The sequence below is a fragment of the Sphaerisporangium aureirubrum genome, from assembly GCF_042658925.1.
GTDB classification, from domain to species: domain Bacteria; phylum Actinomycetota; class Actinomycetes; order Streptosporangiales; family Streptosporangiaceae; genus Sphaerisporangium; species Sphaerisporangium aureirubrum.
On record NZ_JBHSRF010000077.1, the window covers coordinates 19,805 to 44,360 of the forward strand.

21 protein-coding genes are annotated in these 24,556 nt (G+C 73.0%); 17 read left to right on the forward strand and 4 right to left on the reverse strand.

The features are described 5' to 3' along the window. Window positions 1-55 precede the first annotated feature (55 nt). The 3 genes from ACFP1K_RS33435 to thpR are packed head-to-tail and all read left to right on the forward strand — an operon-like array spanning window position 56 to window position 2,437. Window positions 56-514 carry a MarR family winged helix-turn-helix transcriptional regulator gene (locus ACFP1K_RS33435; RefSeq protein WP_380760967.1) on the forward strand — a complete coding sequence of 153 codons (459 nt, stop codon included), beginning with the start codon at window positions 56-58 and terminating at the stop codon, window positions 512-514. A 14-nt stretch (window positions 515-528) separates the two neighbouring features. Next, window positions 529-1,926 (forward strand): MFS transporter, encoded by a 1,398-nt coding sequence (locus ACFP1K_RS33440; protein WP_380760969.1) that lies wholly within the window; start codon window positions 529-531, stop codon window positions 1,924-1,926. After that, window positions 1,880-2,437 carry an RNA 2',3'-cyclic phosphodiesterase gene (thpR, locus tag ACFP1K_RS33445; RefSeq protein ID WP_380760971.1) on the forward strand — a complete coding sequence of 186 codons (558 nt, stop codon included), beginning with the start codon at window positions 1,880-1,882 and terminating at the stop codon, window positions 2,435-2,437. The genes ACFP1K_RS33440 and thpR overlap by 47 nt, the downstream gene beginning before the upstream one ends. 144 nt (window positions 2,438-2,581) lie before the next feature. Here thpR and ACFP1K_RS33450 read toward each other — a convergent pair whose 3' ends face one another. Then, entirely contained in the window at window positions 2,582-3,553 is a 972-nt protein-coding gene (locus ACFP1K_RS33450; protein ID WP_380760973.1) for an aldo/keto reductase, read from the reverse strand. A 147-nt stretch (window positions 3,554-3,700) separates the two neighbouring features. Here ACFP1K_RS33450 and ACFP1K_RS33455 point away from each other — a divergent pair, with 147 nt between their 5' ends. After that, window positions 3,701-4,780 (forward strand): hypothetical protein, encoded by a 1,080-nt coding sequence (locus tag ACFP1K_RS33455; protein WP_380760975.1) that lies wholly within the window; start codon window positions 3,701-3,703, stop codon window positions 4,778-4,780. 5 nt (window positions 4,781-4,785) lie between these two features. Here the strand turns inward: ACFP1K_RS33455 and ACFP1K_RS33460 are convergent, their stop codons facing one another. Both ACFP1K_RS33460 and ACFP1K_RS33465 read right to left on the reverse strand, forming a co-directional pair. Further along, window positions 4,786-5,616 (reverse strand): hypothetical protein, encoded by an 831-nt coding sequence (locus ACFP1K_RS33460; RefSeq protein ID WP_380760977.1) that lies wholly within the window; start codon window positions 5,614-5,616, stop codon window positions 4,786-4,788. Window positions 5,617-5,776: 160 nt separating this feature from the next. Continuing rightward, the gene (locus ACFP1K_RS33465) at window positions 5,777-6,169 is read right to left on the reverse strand and encodes a hypothetical protein (protein WP_380760979.1); all 393 of its coding nucleotides are present in this window, start codon (window positions 6,167-6,169) and stop codon (window positions 5,777-5,779) included. A gap of 141 nt (window positions 6,170-6,310) precedes the next feature. Here ACFP1K_RS33465 and lhgO point away from each other — a divergent pair, with 141 nt between their 5' ends. From lhgO to ACFP1K_RS33480, 3 genes are read left to right on the forward strand one after another with little or no spacing between them, the layout of a single operon-like run. Further along, window positions 6,311-7,489, forward strand: a complete 1,179-nt coding sequence (gene lhgO, locus ACFP1K_RS33470; protein WP_380761007.1) for an L-2-hydroxyglutarate oxidase — start codon at window positions 6,311-6,313, stop codon at window positions 7,487-7,489. Window positions 7,490-7,514: 25 nt separating this feature from the next. Further along, the gene (locus ACFP1K_RS33475; RefSeq protein ID WP_380760981.1) at window positions 7,515-8,219 is read left to right on the forward strand and encodes a response regulator transcription factor; all 705 of its coding nucleotides are present in this window, start codon (window positions 7,515-7,517) and stop codon (window positions 8,217-8,219) included. Next, window positions 8,216-9,736 (forward strand): sensor histidine kinase, encoded by a 1,521-nt coding sequence (locus tag ACFP1K_RS33480; RefSeq protein ID WP_380760983.1) that lies wholly within the window; start codon window positions 8,216-8,218, stop codon window positions 9,734-9,736. The genes ACFP1K_RS33475 and ACFP1K_RS33480 overlap by 4 nt, the downstream gene beginning before the upstream one ends. 222 nt (window positions 9,737-9,958) lie before the next feature. Here the strand turns inward: ACFP1K_RS33480 and ACFP1K_RS33485 are convergent, their stop codons facing one another. Further along, window positions 9,959-11,962 (reverse strand): efflux RND transporter periplasmic adaptor subunit, encoded by a 2,004-nt coding sequence (locus ACFP1K_RS33485; protein WP_380760985.1) that lies wholly within the window; start codon window positions 11,960-11,962, stop codon window positions 9,959-9,961. 147 nt (window positions 11,963-12,109) lie between these two features. Here ACFP1K_RS33485 and ACFP1K_RS33490 point away from each other — a divergent pair, with 147 nt between their 5' ends. From ACFP1K_RS33490 to ACFP1K_RS33535, 10 genes are all read left to right on the forward strand, one after another. Continuing rightward, complete coding sequence (locus ACFP1K_RS33490; protein ID WP_380760987.1) at window positions 12,110-13,270, forward strand: efflux RND transporter periplasmic adaptor subunit; 1,161 nt, start codon at window positions 12,110-12,112, stop codon at window positions 13,268-13,270. Next, entirely contained in the window at window positions 13,267-14,061 is a 795-nt protein-coding gene (locus tag ACFP1K_RS33495) for an ABC transporter ATP-binding protein (RefSeq protein WP_380760989.1), read from the forward strand. Before ACFP1K_RS33490 ends, ACFP1K_RS33495 begins: the two co-directional genes overlap by 4 nt. Next, complete coding sequence (locus tag ACFP1K_RS33500; protein WP_380760991.1) at window positions 14,058-15,332, forward strand: ABC transporter permease; 1,275 nt, start codon at window positions 14,058-14,060, stop codon at window positions 15,330-15,332. The genes ACFP1K_RS33495 and ACFP1K_RS33500 overlap by 4 nt, the downstream gene beginning before the upstream one ends. Window positions 15,333-15,360: 28 nt before the next feature. Then, window positions 15,361-15,978 (forward strand): hypothetical protein, encoded by a 618-nt coding sequence (locus ACFP1K_RS33505; RefSeq protein ID WP_380760993.1) that lies wholly within the window; start codon window positions 15,361-15,363, stop codon window positions 15,976-15,978. Window positions 15,979-15,986: 8 nt separating this feature from the next. Then, window positions 15,987-16,676, forward strand: a complete 690-nt coding sequence (locus ACFP1K_RS33510; RefSeq protein WP_380760995.1) for a response regulator transcription factor — start codon at window positions 15,987-15,989, stop codon at window positions 16,674-16,676. Beyond that, window positions 16,673-18,133, forward strand: a complete 1,461-nt coding sequence (locus ACFP1K_RS33515; RefSeq protein WP_380760997.1) for a sensor histidine kinase — start codon at window positions 16,673-16,675, stop codon at window positions 18,131-18,133. The genes ACFP1K_RS33510 and ACFP1K_RS33515 overlap by 4 nt, the downstream gene beginning before the upstream one ends. A gap of 92 nt (window positions 18,134-18,225) precedes the next feature. After that, complete coding sequence (locus tag ACFP1K_RS33520; RefSeq protein ID WP_380760999.1) at window positions 18,226-18,777, forward strand: hypothetical protein; 552 nt, start codon at window positions 18,226-18,228, stop codon at window positions 18,775-18,777. Between the two features lie 123 nt (window positions 18,778-18,900). Continuing rightward, window positions 18,901-21,234 carry an ABC transporter gene (locus tag ACFP1K_RS33525; RefSeq protein WP_380761001.1) on the forward strand — a complete coding sequence of 778 codons (2,334 nt, stop codon included), beginning with the start codon at window positions 18,901-18,903 and terminating at the stop codon, window positions 21,232-21,234. Further along, window positions 21,231-23,054 carry a YfjP family GTPase gene (locus ACFP1K_RS33530; RefSeq protein ID WP_380761003.1) on the forward strand — a complete coding sequence of 608 codons (1,824 nt, stop codon included), beginning with the start codon at window positions 21,231-21,233 and terminating at the stop codon, window positions 23,052-23,054. Before ACFP1K_RS33525 ends, ACFP1K_RS33530 begins: the two co-directional genes overlap by 4 nt. A 414-nt stretch (window positions 23,055-23,468) precedes the next feature. Continuing rightward, on the forward strand, window positions 23,469-23,900 hold the full coding sequence (locus ACFP1K_RS33535; RefSeq protein WP_380761005.1) for a DUF5980 family protein: 432 nt from the start codon (window positions 23,469-23,471) through the stop codon (window positions 23,898-23,900). The last annotated feature ends 656 nt before the right edge of the window (window positions 23,901-24,556 follow it).

Below are 24,556 nucleotides of genomic sequence, written 5' to 3' on the forward strand. Positions count from 1 at the left end.
CCCCGGATCCCAGGAATTACGACGTGGCCCATATAGTTAGCAAAGGTAATGACTCATGCTAACGAATCCCAAGATCGCAAGCCGCTCGGGCCTGCGCAGCGACCCCGGACTGGCGTCCGCCCTGCGCGTCTCCCTGGCGCGGCTGAGCAGGCGGCTCCGGCGGCAGGCCGGAGCCAGCACGCTGACGCCCACCCAGCTCGCGACACTCGCGGCCGTCGAACGCCATTCCGGAATAACCCCTGGCGAGCTCGCCGAGTACGAAAAGATGCAGCCGCCTTCGATGACCAGGGTGATCGCCGCGCTGGAGGAACGGGGCCTGCTCGCGCGGACTCCGCACCCGACCGACCGGCGTCAGGTGACCGTGAGCGTGACGGAGGCCGGCCACACGCTGCTGGCGCAGGAGCGCCGGAGCAAGGAGGCGTGGCTCGTCCACCGGCTGAAGGAACTGACGCCGGAGGAACGGGCGACGCTGCGGGCCGCGGCGCCCATTCTGGAAAAGCTCTCGCAGATGTGACCTCTCCACAGGGTGTGGACGGAGAGAGCGCAGACCCTCCGGAACCTGCCAGGCCCGCCGCCGGGCGGGTCCGCGAGCAGGACGAGGTCCAGGAGGCCGAGCTCGCCGAGCTGCAGGCCACCGAGACCCGGGGGGCCAGGCCGCTCGGCGGGGACACGGGCGGGATGTTCCGGTCGCTCCGCAACCACAACTACCGGCTGTACGTCTCCGGCAGCGTCATCTCCAACGTCGGCACCTGGATGCAGCGCACCGCCCAGGACTGGCTGGTCCTGGAGCTCACCCACGGCAGCTCGGCCGCCCTCGGCGTCACCACCGCACTCCAGTTCCTCCCGATCGGCCTGTTCGGGCTGTGGGGCGGCGTGCTCGCCGACCGCTACTCCAAGCGCCCGCTGCTCATGGTGGCGCAGTCGCTGATGGGTGTGCTGTCGCTGACGCTCGGCCTGCTCACCGTCACTGGGCACGCGCAGGTGTGGCACGTCTACGTGATGGCCTTCCTGCTCGGCACGGTCTCCTGCGTCGAGGTGCCCACCCGGCAGTCGTTCGTGGTCGAGATGGTGGGCCGCGCCGACCTCTCCAACGCGATCGCGCTGAACAGCTCCACCTTCAACCTCGCCCGGGTCGTGGGCCCGGCCGTCGCCGGTGTGCTGATCTACGCCATGGGCGGCACCGGCCCCATCTTCCTGCTGAACGCGGCGTCGTTCGCCGCGGTGATCGCGGGCCTGTCCGTGATGCGCACGTCCGAGCTGCGCACCCCCGAGCGGGTCGCCCGCGCGAAGGGTCAGCTGCGCGAGGGCCTGCGGTACGTGTGGCGCCGCCCCGAGCTGCTGATGCCGATCCTGCTGGTGGCGTTCGTCGCGATGTTCGCCACCAGTTTCACGATGAGCATCGCGGTGATGGCCAAGCAGGTGTTCGGCCAGGGCGCGTCGTCGTTCGGCGTGGCGTCCAGCGCCTTCGCGATCGGCGCCCTCGGCGGCGCGCTGCTGGCCGCGCGGCGGGGCCGCCCGGACCGGCGGTTCCTGATCGGCGGCGCCATCGCGTTCGGCTTCGCGGAGATCGCCGCCGGGCTCGCGCCCGGCTACCTGCCCTTCCTGTTCCTGCTGGTCCCGGCCGGGATCGCGATGATCACCACGAACACCACCGCCAACTCCACCGTCCAGCTCGCGGCGTCGCCGGAGATGCGCGGCCGGGTCATGGGAATCTATGTGCTGGTGTTCACCGGCGGAGCCCCGATCGGCGCGCCGCTGATCGGCTGGATCGGCGAGCTGGCCGGGCCCCGCCTCGGCATGGTGATCTGCGGGGTCATGTGCCTGGTCGGGATCGGGCTCGCGATGCTGCTGACCAGGTTCGCCGCGGGAAGGACGCAGGGTGCGGTTGTTCGTGGCGTTGTCGCCTCCCCGGGAGGCGCTCGCTGAGGTGGCCGGGGCCGTCCGGTCCGTCGGGGACCGGTGGCCGGAGCTGCGCTGGATCGCCCCCGAGTTGTGGCACGTCACGCTGGCGTTCCTCGGCGAGGTGCCCGAGCGCGCGCTGCCGTCGCTCACGACCCGGCTGGCACGGGCCGCGGGCCGCTACCCCCCGATGACGCTCGCGTTCGCCGGGGCGGGCGCCTTCCCCTCGGCCACCCGGGCGAACGTCCTGTGGTGCGGCGTGCGCGGCGGCGGGACCGTCCTGCCCAAGCTGGCCGCCTCGCTCGCCGCGGGCGCGCACCGGGCGGGCGCCAGGGAGCCCGAACGCAGGCCGTACCACCCCCACCTGACCCTCGGCCGGGCGCGCACCGGCCCGGACGTGCGGGAACTGGTCGAGTCGCTCGCGTCGTTCGAAGGCACGCCGTGGCCCGCGGACGCCGTGCACCTGATCAGCAGCCACCTCGGGCCGCACGTGCGGTACGAGCCCGTGGATGCGTGGCCACTGACCGGACGCCGCTAGGCTCCTGAAGCGTGGACCGTCCCCGCCGCTGGCTGCTGCCCCTCGTGCTCGCGCTGCTGGTGCTCATCGTCGTCGCCGGCGCGTTGCTGCGCTGAGACGGCGAGGAGCCATGGCCGAGGCCATGGCTCCCGCGTCCGACGATCCCTACCAGGCGTAGGCCTCCGGGGCGGTGCCGCCGGGGCCGGGGAAGATCTCGTCCAGCCGGGCGAGCGCCTTCTCGTCCAGCTCGATCTCCAGGGCGCGCAGGCTGCCGTCGAGCTGCTCGGCGGTGCGCGGGCCGATGATCGGGCCGGTCACGGCCTGCTGCTTGAGCAGCCAGGCGAGCGCCACGTTGGCAGGGTCCTCGCCGAGCTCGTCGCAGAGCGCCTCGTACCGCTCGATCTTGTCGCGGTGCTTCTCCAGCTCGCTCAGCATGTGCTCCGAGGCCGAGCGGCCCTTGTCGATCTTGCGGAGCACGCCGCCGAGCAGGCCGCCGCCGAGCGGGCTCCACGGGATCACGCCGATGCCGTAGTCGTCGCAGGCGGGGAGCACTTCGAGCTCCACCGTCCGCGTGAGCAGGTTGTAGTGCGACTGCTCGGAGACCAGGCCGCCGAAGCCGCGGCGCGCGGCCGTCTCCTGCGCCTTGGCGATGTGCCATCCGGCGAAGTTGGACGACCCGGCGTAGATGATCTTGCCCTGCTGGCGGAGGACCTCCATCGCCTCCCAGACCTCGTCGAACGGGGTGTTCCTGTCGACGTGGTGCATCTGGTACAGGTCGATGTAGTCGGTCTGCAGCCGCTTCAGCGACGCGTCGCAGGCGCGGCGGATGTTCAGCGCCGACAGCAGGTTGTCGTTCGGCCAGTCGCCCATCGAGCCGTAGAGCTTGGTGGCGATGACCGTCTTCTCGCGGCGGCCGCCCCCCTGGGCGAACCACCGCCCGATGATCTGCTCGGTGACCCCCTCACCCTTCTTCCATCCGTAGACGTTCGCCGTGTCGAAGAAATTGATGCCCAGCTCGTGAGCCCTGTCCATGATCGCGAAGGAGTCCTCTTCCGAGGTCTCCGGCCCGAAGTTCATGGTGCCGAGGCACAGTCGGCTCACGGAGATGCCGGCGCGTCCGAGATGCGTGTACTCCATACCTCCACCCTAGGAACCTGGAGTGCACTCCAGCACAGCCCCGGGGGGTGATTTCCGCCGCACGCAGACCGGTCCTATCCAAAGTCGGGCCGGAACCCGCACCCGCGCCCCGGCGCGGCGCGGAGCGCGCCGGGGCATGATGAGCGGGTGGGGAGCAAACGGCTGGTGAACGCGGCACGGGTCCTGGCGGTCCTGGCGCTGGTGCTGGCGCCTGCCGCGCCCGCGGCGGCGGGAAGCGCGGGGCGTCCGGCCGCGGCGGGGAGCGAGAGGCGTCCGGCCGCGGCGGCGGAGAAGCTGCTGTTCCGCTTCAAGGACGCCCGCATCACCGAGTCCAGCGGCCTCGCCGTCTCGCCCACCCACCGCGGCGTCGTCTACACCCACAACGACAGCGGCGCGCAGCCGATGTTCTTCGCCGTCGGCACCGACGGGCGCACCCGGGCGGCGTTCACCGTGGCCGGGGCACAGGCCCGTGACTGGGAGGCCATGGCCGTGTCGGTCGACCCCGCGACCCGGCAGGGCGTGCTGTGGTTCGCCGACATCGGGGACAACCTCAACGGCGCCTGGGCCGACTACTCGATCTACAGGGTGCCCGAGCCGAGGAACCTGCGCGACGCGACGCTCCAGGCCACCCGGTACCGCTTCCGGTACAAGGACGGCGGGCGCAACGCCGAGGGGATCATGGTGCATCCCCGCACCGGGCGGCTGTACGTGATCAGCAAGGAGTTCTCCGGCTCGATCTACCAGGCGCCGGCCAGGCTGCGCACCGACCGCGTCAACATCCTGCGGCGGGTCGGGCCCGCGCCCATCATGGCGACCGACGCGGCGTACGCGCCCGACGGGTCGAGCTTCGTGATCCGCACCTACCTCTCCGCGTCGCTGTACCGGGCGCCGGGGGAGCTGATCTCCCGGGTCACCATGCCGTCCCTGCGCCAGGCTGAGTCGATCGCCTACACCCGGAACGGCAAATCCCTGCTCACCGGCAGCGAGGGCGTCAACAGCCCGGTGTACGAGGTGCCGCTGCCCGCGCAGGCGGCCCCGCGCCGCCTCACCGCCGACCCCGTGCCCACCCCCGCCCCCCGGCCGACCGGCGCGGCCGGCGGCGCCCTGGTGCGGCACACGGAGCCGGACACCGACCGCGGGGTGCCGGGCGGGCTCATCGCCCTGTGGCTCGGCATCGCGCTGGGCGCGACGGGCATCATCGCGATCATCGCCCGCCGCGCCCAGTGAGCTGATCAGCTCCCCATGGGGCCCGTGCGGGGCAGCGGCCCTCCGGCCGGCCGCGGGATCACGGCCGGGCCGGCCGGGAGGACGGACGGGGCCTGGGGCAGCGGGACGCCGAGGATGTCGCAGCCGCGACGCTGGAGCCGCACCTTCCTCGGGCAGGGGCGGGTGCAGGCGACCGAGATCGAGTCGACGAAGTTGCCGTACGTCGGGCCGCCGGCCGAGGAGACCGATTCGACGGCGATCCGGGTGATCCGCTGGCCGCGCGGCACGCGGTACAGCCCGACGTGGTGGCCCCACTCGGTGCCGCCGTCCGCGATGTCCGGGGTGCGCCGGCCGAGCGGGACCTGCGCCGTCGTGGCGCCCGGCGCGCCGACCCGCACCCGGATCACGTCCATCTGCTCGGGGGCGGTGCCGCGCGCCCGGTGCGCCACCCGCCACACCAGGATGGTCCGGGGATGGGTCACCACGTCCTGGTAGAGGGTGGAGGCCTGGGTGCCGTTCAGCTCGGCGAACTGCCCGCCGGAGTCCGCGGGCACCTCGACGCCGCCGTTGGCGTCCGCGTTGCCCGGGCCCCACAGTTCGACGACGCCGTCGGCGGAGGTGGTCCTCCAGCCGGGGACGTGGGTCGTCTGGTTGCCCGGGCCCGTCAGCGGGCCGGGCATCTCGTAGCCGCCGTTGCCGAGCAGGCAGGCGGGCCGCGGCGGGAGCTCGGCCGCGGGGAGGCTGCGCGCCTGTGCCGGGCCGCCGAGCGCGAGGCCCGGGACGGCCGCCAGGGAGGCGGCGGCGGTGAGAAGGAGGACACGCTTCGGCAGGGAAGCCAGAGCATGGCGATTGATCACGGATTTCCCCTCGATCGGCGGGCCGCCCCGGAGGGGTCCGGGGCGGGGGCGCGCCGGAACACCTGTACGGATCATGTCGGCGTGCCGGTCGATCTAATGCCCTGCTCGGACGCGTGGCCGTGGGCCGGGGAAGACTCTTGAGCCGGAGGATCCGAGGCTTTTACCTGGGGGATCTCCTATTTCCTGACGTGTCCATGCGCGGCGTGAACGGCTCGCCGCGCAGCGCCCGCTCGACCAGCTCCACCGCCTCCGCCAGCTCGACGAGCCGGGGGCCCTCCCTGCGGTAGGTCGCCAGGACCGCCTCGATGGCGTGCGGCGGCAGATGGTCCTTCAGGTCCACCGCGGCGCCGCGGTACCCGGTGCGGGCCGCCTCGACCATGGCGTTGACGTGGTGCCGCGCCATCCGGGCCAGCGCGAGCGGGTGCCGCCGCAGCACGCCGTAGGCGCGGTAGTCGGGCGGCACGGCGTCGAGCAGCCAGGCCACCGCGGAGCCCTCCCAGTCCGGGCTGCCCGGCGGGCGGACCTCCGGTGGCCATCCGGGTGGCAGGTACACAGGAAAATCCTACCCGAATGTCTGTTCGAAAGCTTAAAGAGCTTAAAGTCACGTCTGTTGCGGTTTGTAGCGATCGGGGCGGTAGGGGCACCGCCGTGTGGCGCACCGCGGGCAAACCATGGGAGATTTCCCTATGTGAGCATGCGAATCGGGGTCGTCGGCGCGGGCATCGTGGGACTGGCGGTGGCGCGCGAACTCGCCGCGCGCGGCGCCACGGTCACCGTGCTCGACAAGGAAGACCGCGTCGCCGCCCACCAGACCGGGCACAACAGCGGAGTGGTGCACGCGGGCCTCTACTACACCCCGGGCTCGCTCAAGGCGCGGCTGTGCCGGGACGGCGTCGCGATGCTGCGGGAGTACTGCGCCGAGCACGACCTGCCGTACGAGGAGGTCGGCAAGCTCGTCATCGCCTCCACCCACGCCGAGCGGGCCGGGCTCAGGCGCATCGCCGAGCGCGCCAGGCAGAACGGCGTGCCCGACATCGCCGAGCTCGACGCGATCGGGCTGCGCGAGGTCGAGCCGAACGCCGTCGGCGTCGCCGCCGTCCACTCCCCGCGCACCGCCATCGCCGACTTCCCGGCCATCGCCCGCCGCCTCGCCCGCGACCTGGCCGACCTCGGCGGCTCGGTGCGGCTGGCGCACCCGGTCCGCGCGGTGCGCGAGACCGCGGGCGGCGTCCAGGTGCTGGCGGGGACGAGCCGGCTGACGTTCGACCGGCTGGTCTGCTGCGCGGGCCTGAGCTCCGACGCCGTCGCCGCCATGGCCGGAGGGGCCGGGGAGGTGCGCATCGTGCCGTTCCGCGGGGAGTACTACCGGCTGGCCGGGCACGCCAAGGACCTGGTGCGCGGGCTCGTCTACCCGGTGCCCGACCCCCGTTACCCCTTCCTCGGCGTGCACCTCACCCGGCGGATCGACGGCGAGGTGCTGGCCGGGCCGAACGCCGTCCTGGCGCTCGCCCGCGAGGGCTACCGCTGGCGCGACGTGTCCCTTCGCGACCTGCGCGACATCGTGACCTGGCCGGGCACCCGGCGGCTGGCCGCCCGGCACTGGCGCACCGGCGTCGCCGAGGTGTACGGCTCGGTCGCCAAGCGGGCGTTCGTGTCCGCCGTCAGCCGGTACGTGCCGTCGCTGACCGGGGCCGACCTGGTGCGGACCGAGGGCGGGGTGCGGGCGCAGGCCGTGGGGCGGGACGGGAGCCTCGTGGACGACTTCGTGGTGGACGTGCACGGGCCGGTTGTCCTGGTGCGCAACGCGCCCTCACCTGCGGCCACGTCCAGCATGGCCATCGCGCGGCACATCATGGGTTTTATCCCGGCCTGAGGTGAACGGGGTCACTATAGGGTGCGTGACCGATGTGCCAGAAGCCCGACTGCTGATCGTCGAGGACGACCCGAACATCCTGGAGCTGCTCGCCGCCAGCCTGCGCTTCGCCGGGTTCGAGGTGCACCCGGCGTCCAACGGGGCCGACGCGGTCGCGGCCGCCCAGCGTCACCGTCCCGACCTGATCGTGCTCGACGTCATGCTGCCCGACATGGATGGGTTCGACGTCGTACGCCGGTTGCGCGGCGGCGGCGCGCACACCCCCGTCGTGTTCCTCACCGCGCGGGACGCCACCGAGGACAAGATCCGGGGTCTCACCCTCGGCGGGGACGACTACGTGACCAAGCCGTTCAGCCTGGAGGAGGTCGTGGCCCGCATCCGGGCCGTGCTGCGCCGCACCGCCGGGGACCCGATGGTGCCGCCGCCCCGGATGACCTTCGCCGACATCGAGCTCGACGAGGAGAGCCACGAGGTGTGGCGGCGCGGCACCGTGGTCCCGCTGTCGCCCACCGAGTTCAAGCTGCTGCGGTACTTCATGGCGAACGCCGGGCGGGTGCTGTCCAAGGCGCAGATCCTCGACCACGTGTGGGACTACGACTTCCGGGGCGACGCCGGCATCGTCGAGTCGTACGTCTCCGTGCTACGCCGCAAGATCGACAACACCACGCCCCGCCTCATCCACACCCTGCGCGGCGTCGGCTACGTCCTGCGCATGCCGCCGGTGACGTGAGCCCCGCCCGGGTGGCCGCCGTCGTGGGCCGGCGGGTCGCGGGGCTGCGGGCCGTGGCCGCGCGGATACCGGCGCGGGTCAAGCCGTCCGTCGTGGTGCGGCGGACGCCGCTGCGGGTGCAGCTGATCGCCGCGCTGCTGGCGCTGGTGGCGATCGCGCTCGCGGGCATCGGGGTCAGCAGCGTGTCCGTGCTGCGCGGGTATCTGGTGGACCGGATCGACCAGCAGCTCGGCATGTTCACCCGGGACGTCGGCCGGTCCCTGGTCCGGGGCGCCGGGCCCGGGTCGCGGGTGCCGCCCAACGGGCTGATCCAGGTGCGTGGACCGGACGGCAAGGTGCTCGCGGCCCTGGCCGGGGTGGAGGCCGAGAAGCTGCCGGGGCCCACCCTGCCCGGCCCGGACGTCCCGGCCCGGGAGGCCGTGACGGTGCCCGCGGAGTCGGGCGGCGGGAGCTGGCGGACCCGGGTCGTCACGGTGAACGGCGAGGGCAGCGTCCTCATCGCGATCGACCTGTCCTCGGTCGACCAGATCACCACGCGGCTCGCGCTGACCGAGCTACTCGGCGGCGGGGTGGTCATGGTGATCCTCGCCGTGGTCGGCGTCGTCATCGTGCGCAGAAGCCTGCGTCCCCTCGTCGAGATGGAGCACACGGCCGCCGCCATCGCCGCCGGGGACCTCGCCCGGCGGGTACCCGACGCGGACCCCCGCACCGAGGTCGGCAGCCTCGCCTCGTCGCTGAACGGCATGCTCGCCCAGATCGAGACCGCGTTCCGCGCCCGCGAGGTGTCCGAGGCGGCGGCCCGCACCTCCGAGGAACGCATGCGCCGGTTCATCGCCGACGCCTCCCACGAGCTGCGCACCCCGCTCACCTCGATCAGGGGCTTCGCCGAGTTCTACCGCCAGAACCCCGCGGGCGACCCCGCCCGCCTCATGCGCCGCGTGGAGGAAGCCGCCGCCCGGATGGGCGTCCTGGTGGAAGACCTGCTCCTGCTCGCCCGGCTGGACCAGCAGCGCCCGCTGACCGTACGGCCGGTGGACCTGCTCGCGCTGGCCGTCGAGGCCGTCCAGGACACCCGTATCCTCGCCCCCGACCGCGAGATCGCCCTGGAGGTCACCGGCGAGGTCGCCCCCATCGTCCCCGGCGACGAGATCCGCCTCCGCCAGATCCTCGCCAACCTCCTCAACAACGCCCTGACCCACACCCCCACCGGCACCCCCGTCACGGTCCGCCTCGGCACCACCGGCCCCCACGCCTATATGGAGGTCACCGACAAGGGACCCGGCCTCACCCCCGCCGAAGCCGACCGCGTCTTCGAACGCTTCTACCGCGCCGACCCCTCCCGCACCCGCTCCCCCGACTCCGGCGGCACCGGCCTAGGCCTCGCAATAGTCGCCGCCCTGACCACCGCCCACAACGGCACCACAACCCTGAAAACCACCCCCGGCTCCGGCTCCACCTTCCGAATAACCCTCCCCCTAACCCCCGACCTCCACCCGGACACCCCCGCTTCCCCCTAGCCCCTCGGCGCCGCTCATCCACCCTCATCATCAACCGCCCCGAAAATGGTGCCTTCGGCGCTGTCTTTTTTTTGAGCGACTCTCACCCAGCCCGCGACCCGCCACCGCGCGTGAGCGGGCGCAACGGATACGGCCATGGACCGCATCGTGCTCGCCGAGGTTGCCGCTGACCGGGTTGACGCGTGAGCGGGGTACAGCCGGGCGCTTTGTGCCCCTGGGGGATTAGAGGCCGGGGAAGCCCTCGCTGGGGAAGCCGTTTGAGGTGGTGCTTGTGGGGAGTTCGATCTGGTCGCCTTCGGAGAGGCCGGAGCGGATCTCTACGTAGCGGTCGCCGCGGACGCCTATCTCTACCGGGCGCTGGACGGTTGTGGTGCCATTACGGGTCAGGACGGTGGTGGTGCCGTCGGGGCGGGTCGTTACCGCTTGGGCCGGGACGTAGACGGCGTCCTCGGCTTCGCCGACGGTCACCTGGACGGTGGCGGTCTGGCCTAGTATCAGGCCCTTTGGCTGGGGGGTGAAGGAGATCAGCACGCCGTACTGGACGAGACGGTTCGTGGTGGTCGCGGTGACGTCGATGTGCGTCACGGTTCCCTCGTAGCGGGCCCCGAGGCGGGTGGCCAGGCCCACTGAGGCGTGCTGGCCGAGCTTGAGAAGCCCTACGTCGGTCTGGGAGAACAGGGCCTTCACCTGGAGTTCGTCCAGGTTTCCCAGCGTGATGAAGGCCGTCGCGGCCGTGGCGGTCTCTCCTACGGTGCCGGCCACGGTGAGGATCGTGCCCGCGGTGGGTGCTTTGATCCTGACCCCGGCCACGGCGTCCTCGGCTGCCCGCAACGTCGTCTTCGCCTTGGCCACCTCGGCCTCGGCCTGCGCCACCGTGGTGATCGCCTGCCCTCCGCCGCGGCCCGCGCCTCCCTGGCCGCCACCTCTCCCGAACCCTCGCCCGCCCTGCGGCGGGCCGCCACCGGGCCTCCCGGTCGGAGCGGCGGTCGGGGGGCCGCCCTGCGGCGGCGCACAGTCCGTCGGTCTCCCGGTCGGCTCCGGCGATCCGGTGGGCGTCGGGGGGACAGGCGGCGTGCTCACCGTCGGCGACGGTTTCCCGGTGGGATGCGGCCACCGCGTCCGGGTCGGCGACGGACTGGCCGTGGGCGACGGGTCGGGGGACGCCGTCGGAGACGGGGAGGCGGTCGGAGATGTCGTCGGGGACGGGGAAGCGGTCGGCTTTCGTCCTGAAGGAGTTCTGTGCTTGCGGGACGGTGTGGCCGTCGCGTCCCCGCGTGTCTCCGGGCTGGACGACCTGGACACGGTGGCGGGCGGGCGCTCCACCTGGGGGGTCCGCTTGGGGGTGGGCGTGGACGTGTGCTTGGGCGTCGGCGTGGCCGTACGAGTGGGGACCGGCTTCTGTGTACGGCTCGCCGTAGGTGTGGGGGACGGCGTCGGTGTGGGGGACGGGGGGGCCGTGGTGGTGGCGAGGTCGCCAGGCGCCGAGGAGGCGGTGATCGGCTCCTCCAGGGCGGCGAGCTTCACCGAACGGGGTGCGATGGTGAACTCGATCGGCGGCCTGGTGCCGTCACTCGCCGACGGCGTCGGCGTGGGATCCGGGCGGCCGGAGCCTGTCGGCCGGGGACTGGCGGACGGCGTGGGCGTACACGCCGGAGCGCTCCCGGACGGGCGCCCGGTCGGCGCACCGGCCCCTCCACCGTTGCGGCCCCCGTTCCCTGAGCCGCCACCCGACCCGGAACCGTTTCCCGAGCCGGACCCGCCAGAGCCGGACCCGCCAGAGCCGGACCCGCCCAAGCCGGCCCCACTTCCGCCACCTTGCCCCGCGCCGGAAGCACCCCCGGAAGCGCTCCTGCCCGCCGCGATGTCGTCCCGGGTCTCCTCGGCCGCCGCGAGGGCCGCCTTGGCGGCGGTGAGGCTCTCCTGAGCCTCGGTGTCGTCGATGCGGGCCAGGACCTGGCCCTTCTTGACCTTCTCGCCGGGCTCGACATACACCTTCTCCACGGCGCCGGACGCCCCGAAGGCCAGGTCCCGGACCCCGGTGTCCACTGTGGAGCCCGCCGCGGAGACCTCGCTGACCACCGTTCCCCGCCGCGCGGCGGCCAGTTCGATCGGCGTCGCGGGGCTGGTCCCGTCCCCGGCGTAGACCATCCCGGCCCCGGCCAGGACGATCCCGGCCAGCGCCAGCGCTCCGATCCGCACGACGGTCGGCACGGTGCTCAAGCTCATGGCGCCCATACTGCTGACCCCATGTCACTCCCAGCTCAGCCGTGCCTGAGAGTTTCCTGTAAATGGCGCGGGGCGGGCGGAGGTTGTCAGGAAACCTTCAGGGACGGCGGAGGTTGGTCCAAGCGGGGTGGGCCAGGCTCTGGTGTCGTGAAGTTGTCGACGAAGCGCAGGGCGCTGATCGTGAACGGCGTGCTGGCGGTGTTGCTGGTGGGCGGTGCGGGTGTCGCCTTCGCCTCCTTGAGAGGGGGGGCGTCGGGGGAGGTCGCGCCGCAGACCGCCACGGTCGCCCGCGGGAGTGTCATCTCGGCGGTGTCCGCGGCCGGGGCGGTGGAGAGCGCGAGGACGCGGTCGCTGAGCTTCGGGACCAGCGGGACGGTCGAGAAGATCTACGTGGACGAGGGGGACAAGGTCTCCAAGGGCCAGATCCTCGCCCGGGTGGACGACACCGCCGCCAGGGAGGCCGTGGACGCCGCGCGGGCGAGCCTCGACGCGGCGGAGGACGGGGACACCTCGACGGCGCAGGGGTACTCGCAGTACATCCAGGCGAGGAACTCCTACCGCGAGGCCCAGCGGACCCTGACCGGCACCGTCATCAAGGCACCGTTCGCGGGGACCGTCACGGCGGTGAACGGCACGGTCGGCGGCGGGTCGTCGGGATCCAGCGGATCCAGCGGATCCAGCGGGGCCGGCGGGTCCGGCAGCGGGGCCACGGGCGGAACCGGGAGCGGCTCGGGGAGCACCGGGACGTCGTCCGGGGGGTTCATCGACATCGCGGACGTCGGCAGGCTGCGGGTCGTGGGGGACTTCACCGAGTCGGACGTCACCAAGCTGAAGACCGGCCAGCCCGCAACGGTGAGCTTCGACGCGCTGCCGGGCGTCTCCGCGGGCGGGAAGGTCACGCTGATCGACCCCGTAGCCCAGACCAGCAACAACGTGGTGCAGTACGCGGTGACGATCTCGCTGACCGACGTCCCGAAGACGGTGCGGCTCGGCCAGACCACCAGCGTGCAGGTGGTGGTCGACAAGGCGGACGACGTCCTCACCGTGCCCACCTCGGCGATCACCACGGCCGGCGGGCAGAACACCGTCACGGTCTACAAGAACGGCCAGAGGATCCCCACCCGCGTGGAGGTCGGCGTGCGGGGCGACGGCACCACCGAGATCACGTCCGGGCTGGCCGAGGGCGACCAGGTGGTGCGCACGGCCGCTGGCACGGGTGGCGGCCTGCAGAACGGCTTCCCGGGCGGAGGCTTCCCCGGTGGCGGCGGCTTCCGCCTCGGCGGCGGCGGTGGCGGTGGCGGCAGGTGACCGTCACGCTCCAGGAGACGGCCCCGGTGCTGGAGGTCCGCGCGGTCACCAAGACGTACGGCACGGGGGACACCGCGGTGCGCGCCCTGCGCGGGGTGTCCCTCACGGTCCGGCACGGGGACTACGTGGCCATCATGGGCGCGTCCGGCTCGGGCAAGTCGACGCTGATGAACATCCTCGGCTGCCTGGACATCCCCACCGACGGCACCTACCACGTCGACGGCACCGACGTCGGCGTGCTGGACGAGCGGCAGCTCTCGATCCTGCGCAACCGGAAGATCGGCTTCGTGTTCCAGTCGTTCAACCTGATCCCGAGGATGAGCGCCCTGGCCAACGTCGAGCTGCCTCTGGCGTACGGCGGGGTGGGCGCGGCCGTGCGCCGCCGCCGCGCCCTGGCCGCGCTGGACCAGGTGGGGCTGTCCGACCGGGTGCACCACGAGCCGAACGAGCTGTCCGGCGGGCAGCAGCAGCGGGTCGCCATCGCCAGGGCGCTGGTCACCGCGCCGTCCCTGCTGCTCGCCGACGAGCCGACCGGCAACCTCGACACCGCGTCCACCACCGAGGTGCTGCGCATCATGGACGGCCTGAACGCGAGCGGCAGGACCATCGTGCTCATCACCCACGAGGACGACGTGGCCTCCCACGCCAAGCGGGTGGTCCGCCTGGTGGACGGCCAGGTGGTCGAGGACCGCCGCCAGGCCGAGGTGGAGGACCCGCCGCCGCGCCACTTCGAGCAGGCCGGCTACTTCGGCGACGAGCCGGGACACCCCGGCGGGGGAGCGGGCAGATGAACGCCCTTGAGGTCATGCGGTTCGCGGTGCGCGGCCTGACGGCCAACAAGATGCGCAGCGCCCTCACCACGCTGGGCATCCTCATCGGCGTCGCGGCGGTCATCCTGCTGGTCGCGGTGGGCGAGGGCACCTCGCGCACGATCCAGGAGAACATCCAGCGCCTCGGCGCCAACACGCTGACCGTGATGGAGTCCTTCAACCAGCGCGGCGTGGGACCAGGAGGAGGCGGCGTCGCGGGCGGCGCGGCGGAGGGCCGGTCCCAGCAGGCCGCCGGCCCCCGTACCCAGGCCAAGGACCTGAGCCTCGCCGACGCCAGGGCGCTGGCCGACACCGCCAACGCCCCCTCGGTGAAGAGCGTCTCCCCGGTGGTGAGCGCGCAGTCCCAGACCGCGACCTACCAGGGGGCGAGCCACTCCATCGGGCAGCTCGTCGGCACGTACCCCAGCTACTTCGAGGCGTCCAACAAGCCGATCGCCAAGGGGTCGTACTTCTTCAACGACGACGTCCTCGCCGCCCGCAAGGTCGTCGTGATCGGGCAGACGGTGGCGGAGAACCTGTTCGGCTCGGTGGACCCGGTCGGCAAGCAGATCGGCGTCGCCGGGGTGCCGTTCACCGTCGTGGGAGTGCTCAAGGAGGCCGGCTCGGCGGGCTTCCAGGACGCCGACGACATCGCCGTCGCGCCGCTGCCCGCCGTGCAGCAGAGCCTGACCGGGTTCGGCTCCCTCGGCCAGATCATCGTGCAGGCCAAGGACGCCGCGTCGGTGGACGCGGCACAGGCGGAGATCACCGCGGTGCTGAACGAGCGGCACGGCATCACCGGCACCGCCGCCGCCGACTACCGCATCCAGAATCAGGCCACGCTGCAGGAGACGGTGGCCACCGTGACGGGCACGTTCACCGTCCTGCTCGGCGCGGTGGCCGCGATCAGCCTGCTGGTCGGCGGCATCGGCATCACCAACATCATGCTGGTGACGGTGACCGAGCGGACCAGGGAGATCGGCATCCGCAAGGCCATCGGCGCGCCCCGGGGCGCCATCCTCGGCCAGTTCCTCGCCGAGGCGACCATGCTCAGCCTGGTCGGCGGCATCCTCGGCGTGATCATCGCGGTGATCGGCAGCTCGTTCACCATCGCGGGTTTCAAGCCGGTCGTCGTGCCCGGATCGATCGTGCTCGCCCTCGGCGTCTCGGTCGCGATCGGGTTGTTCTTCGGCAGCTATCCGGCCAACCGCGCCGCGAAGCTGCGCCCCATCGAGGCGCTGCGGCACGAGTGACGGACCGGCACCGGATCTAGGAGAGAGCATGAGTCTGAGCAGGCGAAAGCAGGAGCCGGACGCGGACGCCGGGTTGCGGGACTCGCCGTTCGGCGGCGACCTGGACGCCGAGCTGACGCCGCGGCCGAGGGCACGGCGCGCGCCGAGGCTGACGATGGTCCTCGGCGCGGGCGTGCTGCTGGTGGCCGGCATGGTGATCGGCATACAGGCGCACAAGACGTTCGGCGGCGACGGCCGGGCCGGGGCGGTCCAGGCTCTACTGGCGGGCGGCGGGGTGCGCGGCGGCGGCGCGGCCAGGGCCGGAGGGCCCGGCGCGGGACAGGGGCCCGGCCAGGCCCCCGGGCAGGGGCGCGGCGGCGCCGGAGGGCAGGCGGGCGGCGCGTTCGGCGACGTGACGCTCGGCACGGTCAAGCTCGTGGACGGCCGCAAGATCTACGTGGAGACCGCGACCGGCGATCTGGTCGTCGTCACCACCACGGGCGACACCAAGGTACAGATCAGCAAGGAGGGCGCGGTGAAGGACCTGAAGCCGGGCAGCACCGTCGTCGTGCAGGGCAAGCGGGGCGCGGACGGCACGGTGGCCGCCACCACCGTCAACCAGGGCGGGATCGCCGGCCGGGGCGCGGGTACCCGAGGCGGCAGGTGAGCGGTGGCATGAACAGGGAGGCGCGGTTGCTCGTCGTGGACGACGAGCCGAACATCCGCGAGCTGCTGTCCGCCTCGTTGCGGTACGCCGGGTTCGACGTGGTGACGGCCGCGGACGGCAGGGAGGCGGTGCAGCTCGCGGAGCGGATGCGCCCCGACCTCGTGCTGCTCGACGTGATGCTGCCCGACATGGACGGCTTCACGGTGGCGGGCCGGCTCGGCGCGGCGGGCCGCCGGGTCCCCGTGCTGTTCCTCACCGCGCGGGACTCCACCGAGCACAAGATCACCGGCCTCGGGCTCGGCGACGACTACGTCACCAAGCCGTTCAGCCTGGAGGAGCTGCTGGCGCGCATCCGCGCCGTGCTGCGCCGCACCCGGGCCGACCTCGGCCTGCCCTCGCGGCTCCAGGTGGCCGACCTGGAGATGGACGAGGAGGGACGCGAGGTCTGGCGGGCCGGCGTGAAGGTGAAGCTGTCACCCACCGAGTTCAAGCTGCTGCACTACTTCATGGTCAACGCCGGGCGGGTGCTGTCCAAGGCGCAGATCCTGGACCACGTCTGGAACTACGACTTCGGCGGCGACCGCAACGTGGTCGAGTCGTACGTCTCCTACCTCCGCCGCAAGATCGACACGGTCGAGCCCCGCCTGATCCACACCCTCCGAGGAGTCGGCTACGTCCTTCGCGCGCCTCGCCAATGAGGCTTTCGCGCACCCCGCTGTGGTTGCGGCTGGTGGCGGGAACCCTGCTGCTGGTCACGGTGGCCGTCACGGTCACCGGCGGGTTCGCGGTGCGGCTGCTGCGCGGCTACCTCGTCGAGCGGATCGACCGGCAGCTCGGCGTGGCCGCCGGGGCGCTGCGCGACGACCGCGAGCCCCCGCCCCGCCCCCCGGACGCGCCCGGCGCCGCCCGGCAGTTCGGCCTGTTCTACATGGCGATCCTCGGGCCGGACGGCACCGTGGGCACCACCTTGCAGGAGAGCCCGGACAGCGAGCCGCCGAGGCTGCCCCGCATCACCCCGGACGGCCTGGCCGGCGTGTTCGCCCGGCCGTTCACCGTGACGTCGCCCTCGGGCGTCCCCTGGCGGGCCCAGGCCGTGATGGCGAACGCCCGGATCCGGGTGATCGCGATCCGGATGGACGACGTGGACGCCACCGTGGCCCGGCTGGAGGTGATCGTGGTGTCGGTGGGCGGCGGCGTGCTGGTCGTCCTCGGCTTCGCCTGCCACTGGCTGGTGCGCCGCAGTCTGCGCCCCCTCGCGGAGATCGAGCGCACCGCGGAGGCCATCGCCGGAGGCGACCTGTCCCGGCGGGTGCCGCCCCGGCACCGCCGCACCGAGATGGGAAGGCTCGGCCGGGCGATCAACGGCATGCTCGCCCAGATCGAGACCGCCTTCCGCGACCGGGAGGCGTCCGAGACCGCCGCCCGCCGCTCGGCGGTCGAGGCCCGCCGCTCCGAGGACCGCATGCGCAGGTTCGTCGCCGACGCCTCGCACGAGCTGCGCACCCCCCTCACCTCGATCAGGGGATTCGCCGAGCTGTACCGCCACGAGCCCCCGGACCTGGACGAGGCGGCCCGCCTGCTCGGACGGATCGAGGACGAGGCCGCCCGGATGGGCCTGCTGGTGGACGACCTGCTCCTGCTCGCCCGCCTGGACCAGCGGCGCCCCCTGGAGCGCCGCCCGGTGGACGTGCTCAGCCTGGCCGCCGGCGCCGTCCTCGACGCCCGCACCTTGGCGCCCGACCGCGAGATCGACCTGCTGCGTCTCGACGACGCGGACACCCCCGTCACCGTGACCGGCGACGAGCCCCGCCTGCGCCAGGTCCTCGGCAACCTCGTCGGCAACGTCCTGCGCCACACCCCCGCGGGCACCCCCTTCCAGCTCGGGGTGGGTGTGGTGGCCGGCGCGGTCGTCATCGAGGTCACCGATCGGGGCCCCGGCATCGCCGCCGAGCACGCCGACCGCGTCTTCGAACGCTTCTACCGCGCCGACCCCTCCCGCACCCGCTCCGACGCGAACGGCGGCACCGGACTCGGCCTGCCCATCGCCGCCGCCCTGGTGGAGGCGCACGACGGCCGCATCACCCTCGCCAGCACCCCCGAGGGCACCACCTTCCGTCTCGCCTTCCCCGTTCCCGCGCCGGTTCCGGGAGGTTGACAGCGGATGTTCAGGTCGGCCGCACGTAGCTCTGAGATTGGCGGGCTGGGATGAGTACGCCGAAGTTCCCCGATCCCCCGAGGAGCCATGCCGTGATCGCGCTGTCGCGAGTACTCGGTGTCGCCACCGTGGCATCCGCTGTCCTGCTGGCCTCCGGCTGCGGTGGCGTGGCGGGCGGCACGGCCGGTGCCAAGGCCTCGCCCGCCAGGTCCGGTGATGGGCGCGCGGCGTTCGCCGAGTGCCTGCGCGAGCACGGCGTGACCATGCCCACCGGCCGCCCGGGCGGCGCGCCGACGGCACGGCCGAGCGGTGCTCCGTCCGGCAGGCCGAGCAGGGGAGCGGGGGGCTTCGGCACCATGGGTCCCGAGGCGCGCGAGGCGCTGGAGGCGTGCCGTTCGCTGATGCCCGAGGGCGGCTTCGGCCGGGGAGGCGGGCCGCGCGTCAACGCCGGGGCGCTCCAGGCGTTCCGCACCTGCATGAAGGACAACGGCGCCGAGGTCACCGGGGACAACCTCCGCGACCTGACCGAGAACGACGACCCGGACGTGGCCGCCGCGCTGAAGAAGTGCCGTCCCCTGCTGCCCACCTCCCGCCCGCGCGGCCCCGGGAGCCCGGCCCCCACGGCGGCGCCGAGCGCCTCCTGACCTTCCGCGCGCGGGGCCTGCCCGCGTGGCATAGTGATCAGTGAGCGTCGCCTTTCGTATGGGGTGACCTGGGGAAGCGTCGCCGATCAAGCTGGCCGGCGGATACCTTGCGGCGGGTGGGGCATGACCGTTCGTATGTCGGCGAACCACGGGCTGCACGCGGCCCTCGAAAACCTGCGACGCCGGCTCGATCACGATCTGTTCCCCCTCGCGATCGGCGACGTCGCCTCGCATCGCCGTGACCTGAGAGAGCTCAGGGGCCAGCTGGACGACTACCTGCTGCCCCGCGTCGCGGCCATGGACGCACCCCTGCTCGCCGTCGTCGGCGGCTCCACGGGCGCGGGCAAGTCCACCCTGGTCAACTCCCTGGCCCGAGCCGACATCACCGAGCCGGGGGTGCTGCGTCCCACCACGCTGGCCCCCACCCTGGTCGCCAGCCCGGCCGATGAGGCGTGGTTCCAGCGGCCCAACGTCCTGCCGGGCCTCGCCAGGAGGACCGGCGGCGGGCGCGGCGAGCCCGGCACCCTGCGGATCGTCACCTCGGGCACCCTGCCGCCCGGCTTGGCCCTGCTGGACGCCCCCGACATCGACTCGGTGGTCATCGCCAACCGCGAGGTCGCCGCCCAGCTGCTCGCCGCCGCCGACCTGTGGTTGTTCGTCACCACCGCCGCCCGGTACGCCGACGAGGTCCCCTGGGGCTTCCTGCGGGTCGCCCGCGAGCGGAGCACGGCGCTCGCGGTGGTTCTCGACCGGGTGCCACCCGAGGCGGACGGCCCGGTGACGGCCCACCTGCGGCGCCTTCTCGACGCCAACGGCCTGGAGGGCACGCCGCTGTTCCCCGTCCCCGAGGTGGAGCTGCCGCAGGAGAACGCCAGGCTGCCCGAGGAGGCGGTGCGCGCCATCAGCGGCTGGCTGGCCGAGCTGGCGGCCGACGCCCACTCCCGCGCCGAGGTCGTGCGCAGGACGCTGTCCGGGGCGCTGGACAGCCTCGCGGTCCGGGTCCCCGCGCTGGCGGACGAGGTGGAGCGGCAGCGGGCCGGACTCGCCGACCTGCGCGGGTCGGTCGAGTCGGCGTACGGGTCGGCGATGGCCGGGTTCGACGACGGCATCAGGGACGGCTCGCTGCTGCGCGGCGAGGTGCTGACCCGATGGCAGGACTTCATCGGCACCGGCGACTTCATGCGGTCGCTGGAGTCGCGGATCGGCCGGCTGCGCGAGCGGATCGTGTCGGCCTTCACCGGCCGCCCCGCGCCGGACGCCCAGCTCCGGGTGGCCCTGGAAACGAGCGTAGAGGCCCTGATCCGCTCCGCCGCCGACCAGGCCGCCGAACGGGTGATGGAGTCATGGTCCGGCATGCCCGCCGGCAGGGACGTCCTGGAGCGAGCCGGCGCGGTGTCCGCGGGCCGCCTCGGCCGCGCCTCCAACACGCTCGCCGCGCGTGCCGAGGCCGCCGTGCGGGCCTGGCAGGGTTACGTCCTGGAGCTGGTCGCCAAGGAGGGCGCGGAACGGCGCACCACCGCCCGCGTCGCGTCGTTCGGCGTGAACGGCGCCGGCCTGCTGCTAATGCTCGCGGTGTTCGCCTCCACCGGCGGCCTGACCGGCATCGAGCTCGGCATCGCCGGCGGCACCAGCGTCCTGAGCCAGAAACTCCTGGAAGCCATCTTCGGCGACCAGGCCGTCCGCTCCCTGACCCAAGCAGCCCGCGACGACCTCCGCAGCCGCGCCCACACCTTGTTCGAAGAGGAATCCACCCGCTTCACCACCCTCCTAGCCGCCGTAGAACCACCCCCCAACGCCGCCACCACCCTCCGAGAAGCAGCCCAGACCATCCGATCCCACCAAAACGAGGTAAACACCCCACCGTCCCCCGTGGACACCCCTCCGCTTCCCGTGGACGGAACCCTCAGAGACGCGGGTCCGACGCCCGGTTCCGATCGGACGGGCGGGACAGCGCCCGATTCCGATCGGACGGGCGGGACAGCGCCCGATTCCGATCGGCCGGGCAGGACAGGGTCCGGTTCGGATCGGACGGGTGGAACGGCGTCCGATCGGGCGGGCAGGACGGCGCCCGGTTCCGATTCGACGGGCAAGATAGCGCCCGGTTCCGATCGGACGGGTGGAACGGCGTCCGATTGGGCGGGTAAGACGGCGCCCGGTTCCGATTCGACGGGCAAGATAGCGCCCGGTTCGGATCGGGCGGGTGGAACGGCGTCCGATTGGACGGGTAAGACGGCGCCCGGTTCGGATCGGGCGGGTGGAACGGCGTCCGATTGGACGGGTAAGACGGCGCCCGGTTCGGATCGGGCGGGTGGAACGGCGTCCGATTGGACGGGTAAGACGCCGCCCGGTTCCGATCGGACGGGTAAGACGGCGCCCGGTTCGGATCGGGCGGGCGAGAGGGCGGATGGGCCCGATGACGAAGGGCCGGGGGGTTTGACCCCTGTGGATGGGCGATGAGGACGATACGGCGGTCGCGGGCCGTCTCTCTGGATGATCGGCTGGGGGCGCTGGCTGAGGCGGTGGAGCTTGCCGAAGGGCGGCTGGAGGCGGCGCAGGTTGGGCGGGCGCGGGCTGTCGTGGAGCGGGCCGGGGTGCGGCGGGGGCTGTCGGTGGACCACACCGTGGTGGCGCTCGCAGGGGCGACGGGCAGCGGCAAGTCGTCGTTGTTCAACGCGCTGTCCGGCACGTCGCTTTCCACCGTCGGGGTGACCCGGCCGACGACGTCCGCGGCCCAGGCGGCCATGTGGGACCCGGAGGGGTCGGGCGGGCTGCTCGACTGGCTGGAGGTCCCGCGTCGCCACGCGGTCGACGGGGACGCCGACGCGCTGTCCGGGCTGGTGCTGCTGGACCTGCCTGACCACGACTCCATCGAGTTGGCGCACCGGCTGGAGGTGGACCGGCTGGTCGAGGTGGTCGACCTCCTGGTGTGGGTGCTCGACCCGCAGAAGTACGCGGACGCCGCCGTCCACGAGCGATACCTGCGCAGGCTGCGCCGCCATCAGGACGTCATGGTCATCGTGCTGAACCAGGTGGACCGGCTGTCCCCCACGGCCGCGGACCGCTGCCTGGCCGACCTGCGGCGCCTGCTGGAGGAGGACGGCCTGTCCGGCGTCCCGGTCGTCGCCACATCCGTCACCACCGGGGCCGGCCTGGACGAGCTGCGCACGACCCTGGTGAAGCGGGTGTCCGACCGGCGCGCGTGGGCCGCCCGGCTTGCGGCCGACGTGGGCACGGCGGCGGACGCCCTGGCGGCCGGTGCGGGAGAGGGCGGCACGGCGGACGGCTCCATGATCGCGGTGCCCGCACGCACAGGCGCGGCCGCGGCGGCCGGTGGAAGCGCGGCGGCTGAGGGGAGTGCGGCGGCGGCTGGGGGGAGCGTGGCGGCGGCCGGGGGGAGCGCGGTGAAGGGCGCCGGGCGTCCGGTGAAGGCTGCGGGGCGTCCGGTGAAGGATGCGGTGGCCGGAAGGAGTGCGGTGAAGGGCGCGGGGCGTCCGGTGAAGGGCTCGGTGGCCGATCAGGTGCGGCCGCTGACGGTGGCGCTGGCTGAGGCGGCCGGGGTGCCGGTGGTGGTCGCGGCGGTGGCCAAGGCTCATCGGCACCGCGCCGTGGCCGCTACGGGATGGCCGGTGACGCGGTGGCTCCGGCGGCTGCGCCCCGACCCGTTGCGGCGGTTGCGGCTCGGCGGACCGGCCGGGGGCCGGGCGACCGTCACCTCGATCCCACGCGCCGACACGGTGCAGCGCTCACGGATGGACCTGGCCGTACGCGACGCGGGCGCCGCCGCCTCGGCGGGCCTCGCCGAGCCGTGGGCTACCGCCGTACGTCGTTCGGCGCGGTCACACACCGACGAGCTGGCCGACCGCCTGGACCGGGCGGTCGCGACCACCACGGCGGGCGCGGGCCGCCGCCCCCGCTGGTGGCGGGCCGTAGGAGTCATGCAGTGGCTCCTGTTCGCCACCATGCTGGCAGGCGCCCTCTGGCTGGCAGGCCTGTTCTTCGTCGACTACCTACGCCTCCCCGAAGTCCCCACCCCCACCCTGGGCCGCCTCCCCTGGCCCACCGCGATCCTCGCCGGCGGCGCCCTCGCCGGCCTCCTCGTAGCCCTGCTCTCCCGCCTGGCCGCCGCCCTGGGCGGCCGCCGCCGCGCCCGCAAGACCCGCCGCGCCCTCACCCAGGCGGTCGAAACCGTCGCCCGCGACCTGGTCCTCACCCCCGCCCAGGAGGAACTGACCCGCGCCCACCGCTTCAGCGACCTCCTCGCCATCGCCCGAGGCTGACCCCCACCCTCACCGCCGTACGGCGGACAACCCCTGGGTGCGGACGGCGCCGGTGAAATGGTCCTCACGGCGGGGCGTGTTTCGCGCGGATGGCGCAACGGCTGTTCTCCTGCGCGGAACAGCCCCGCACTCCCGGTCCTGCCGGATTCATGGTGCTCCACCGCGATGGGTTTCGGTCCATGCCCCCCGTTGGGCTCAGAGCAATCCCAGAGGTGGGGACCGTGCCCCCGGGACCGGTCGTTGATCACGGTCCGGCAACGGCTCCTTTAGTGCCTGACCGGAAACGTCGCGGGGTTGGTGAAACTTTCAAAATTGCTCAGAAACTTGCCGTAGATCCTTTAACTGTCAATAATTGACGATGTAAGCACACGATGTAAAGCAAGGGTCCGAAGCACAAGCACCATGGAGGCAGCCGTGAAAACAATCCACCGTGCCGCCAGGATGGCACTCGGTGCGACCGCCGGGCTGGCGCTCGCGCTGTCCGGCACGACACCGGCCTCGGCGGCGACGTGGGAACTGCGCGACTTCCAACAGCGGATCTGCGTCACGTCGAGCAGCGGCCACCCCGGGACGTACTTCGTAGCCGCAGTTGTCGGAAGCTGGTCGACGACCGTTCAGATCGCACTGCAGAACCTTCCCCCCGGTGTGACCAGCATGGGCGGCACGCCGATCCCCCCCGGATCCAATTACCCCAAGAACGGGTCGACAACGATAAACGGCTTCGTCCAGATCTCGATCCCGCCGCTCCCGGTCGGCGAGTACACCCCGCTGCTGACGGCCTCGGACAGTACGGAGACGCAGTCCGTCCCCGTCACCATCAGCGTCAAGCAGCAGAGCTGCTACTAGCCTCGCCTTTCACACGTGCCGTTATGCCGGGCCACGGAGCCGGGTCGAGGGCGTGGGCCGGCATGACGGACATGGCGCCGCACGTATCGCGGTGTGAGCCCGGCAGGCCCGGGGGTGCGGGGGTGTCCCCCGCAGAACAGCCCTTGCATCTTCGCGCGGAGCGCGTCCATCGCTAGGACCATTTCACCGGCGCGCACACACGCGGGTTCGCCGCCGTACGGCGGCGCCGATTTCGCCGTACACCGTCCCGCCGTCGCGGCGCCGTCAGAGCGTTCCTGGCAGTGGCGGGACGGTGGCTGCGGCGCCGTTGCCCCGCTAGCCCGGGCCCGGTAGCCCGGCCGCGGGACCGTGGCCGCGGGGCCGTGGCCGCGGGGCCGTGGCCGCGGGGCCGTGGGCCCGGGTGCCTGGCCGTGGGTGCCTGGCCGTGGGTGCCTGGCCGTGGGTGCCTGGCCGTGGGTGCCCGGTCGCGGGTGCCCGGTCGCGGGAGCTCGGCCGCGGGAGTTGTCCCGGTAGCCCGGCCCCCCGGAGACCCTTGCCCGGGGGGTGGCCTCGGCTGGCTGTTGGCGTGGGTCGGGTGGTCAGGGCTGGGGGTCGGGTTTGGTTGCTGGGGCGGCGTTCTGCGTGGGGAGGTGGGGGGACAGGGGGTCGAAGGGTTG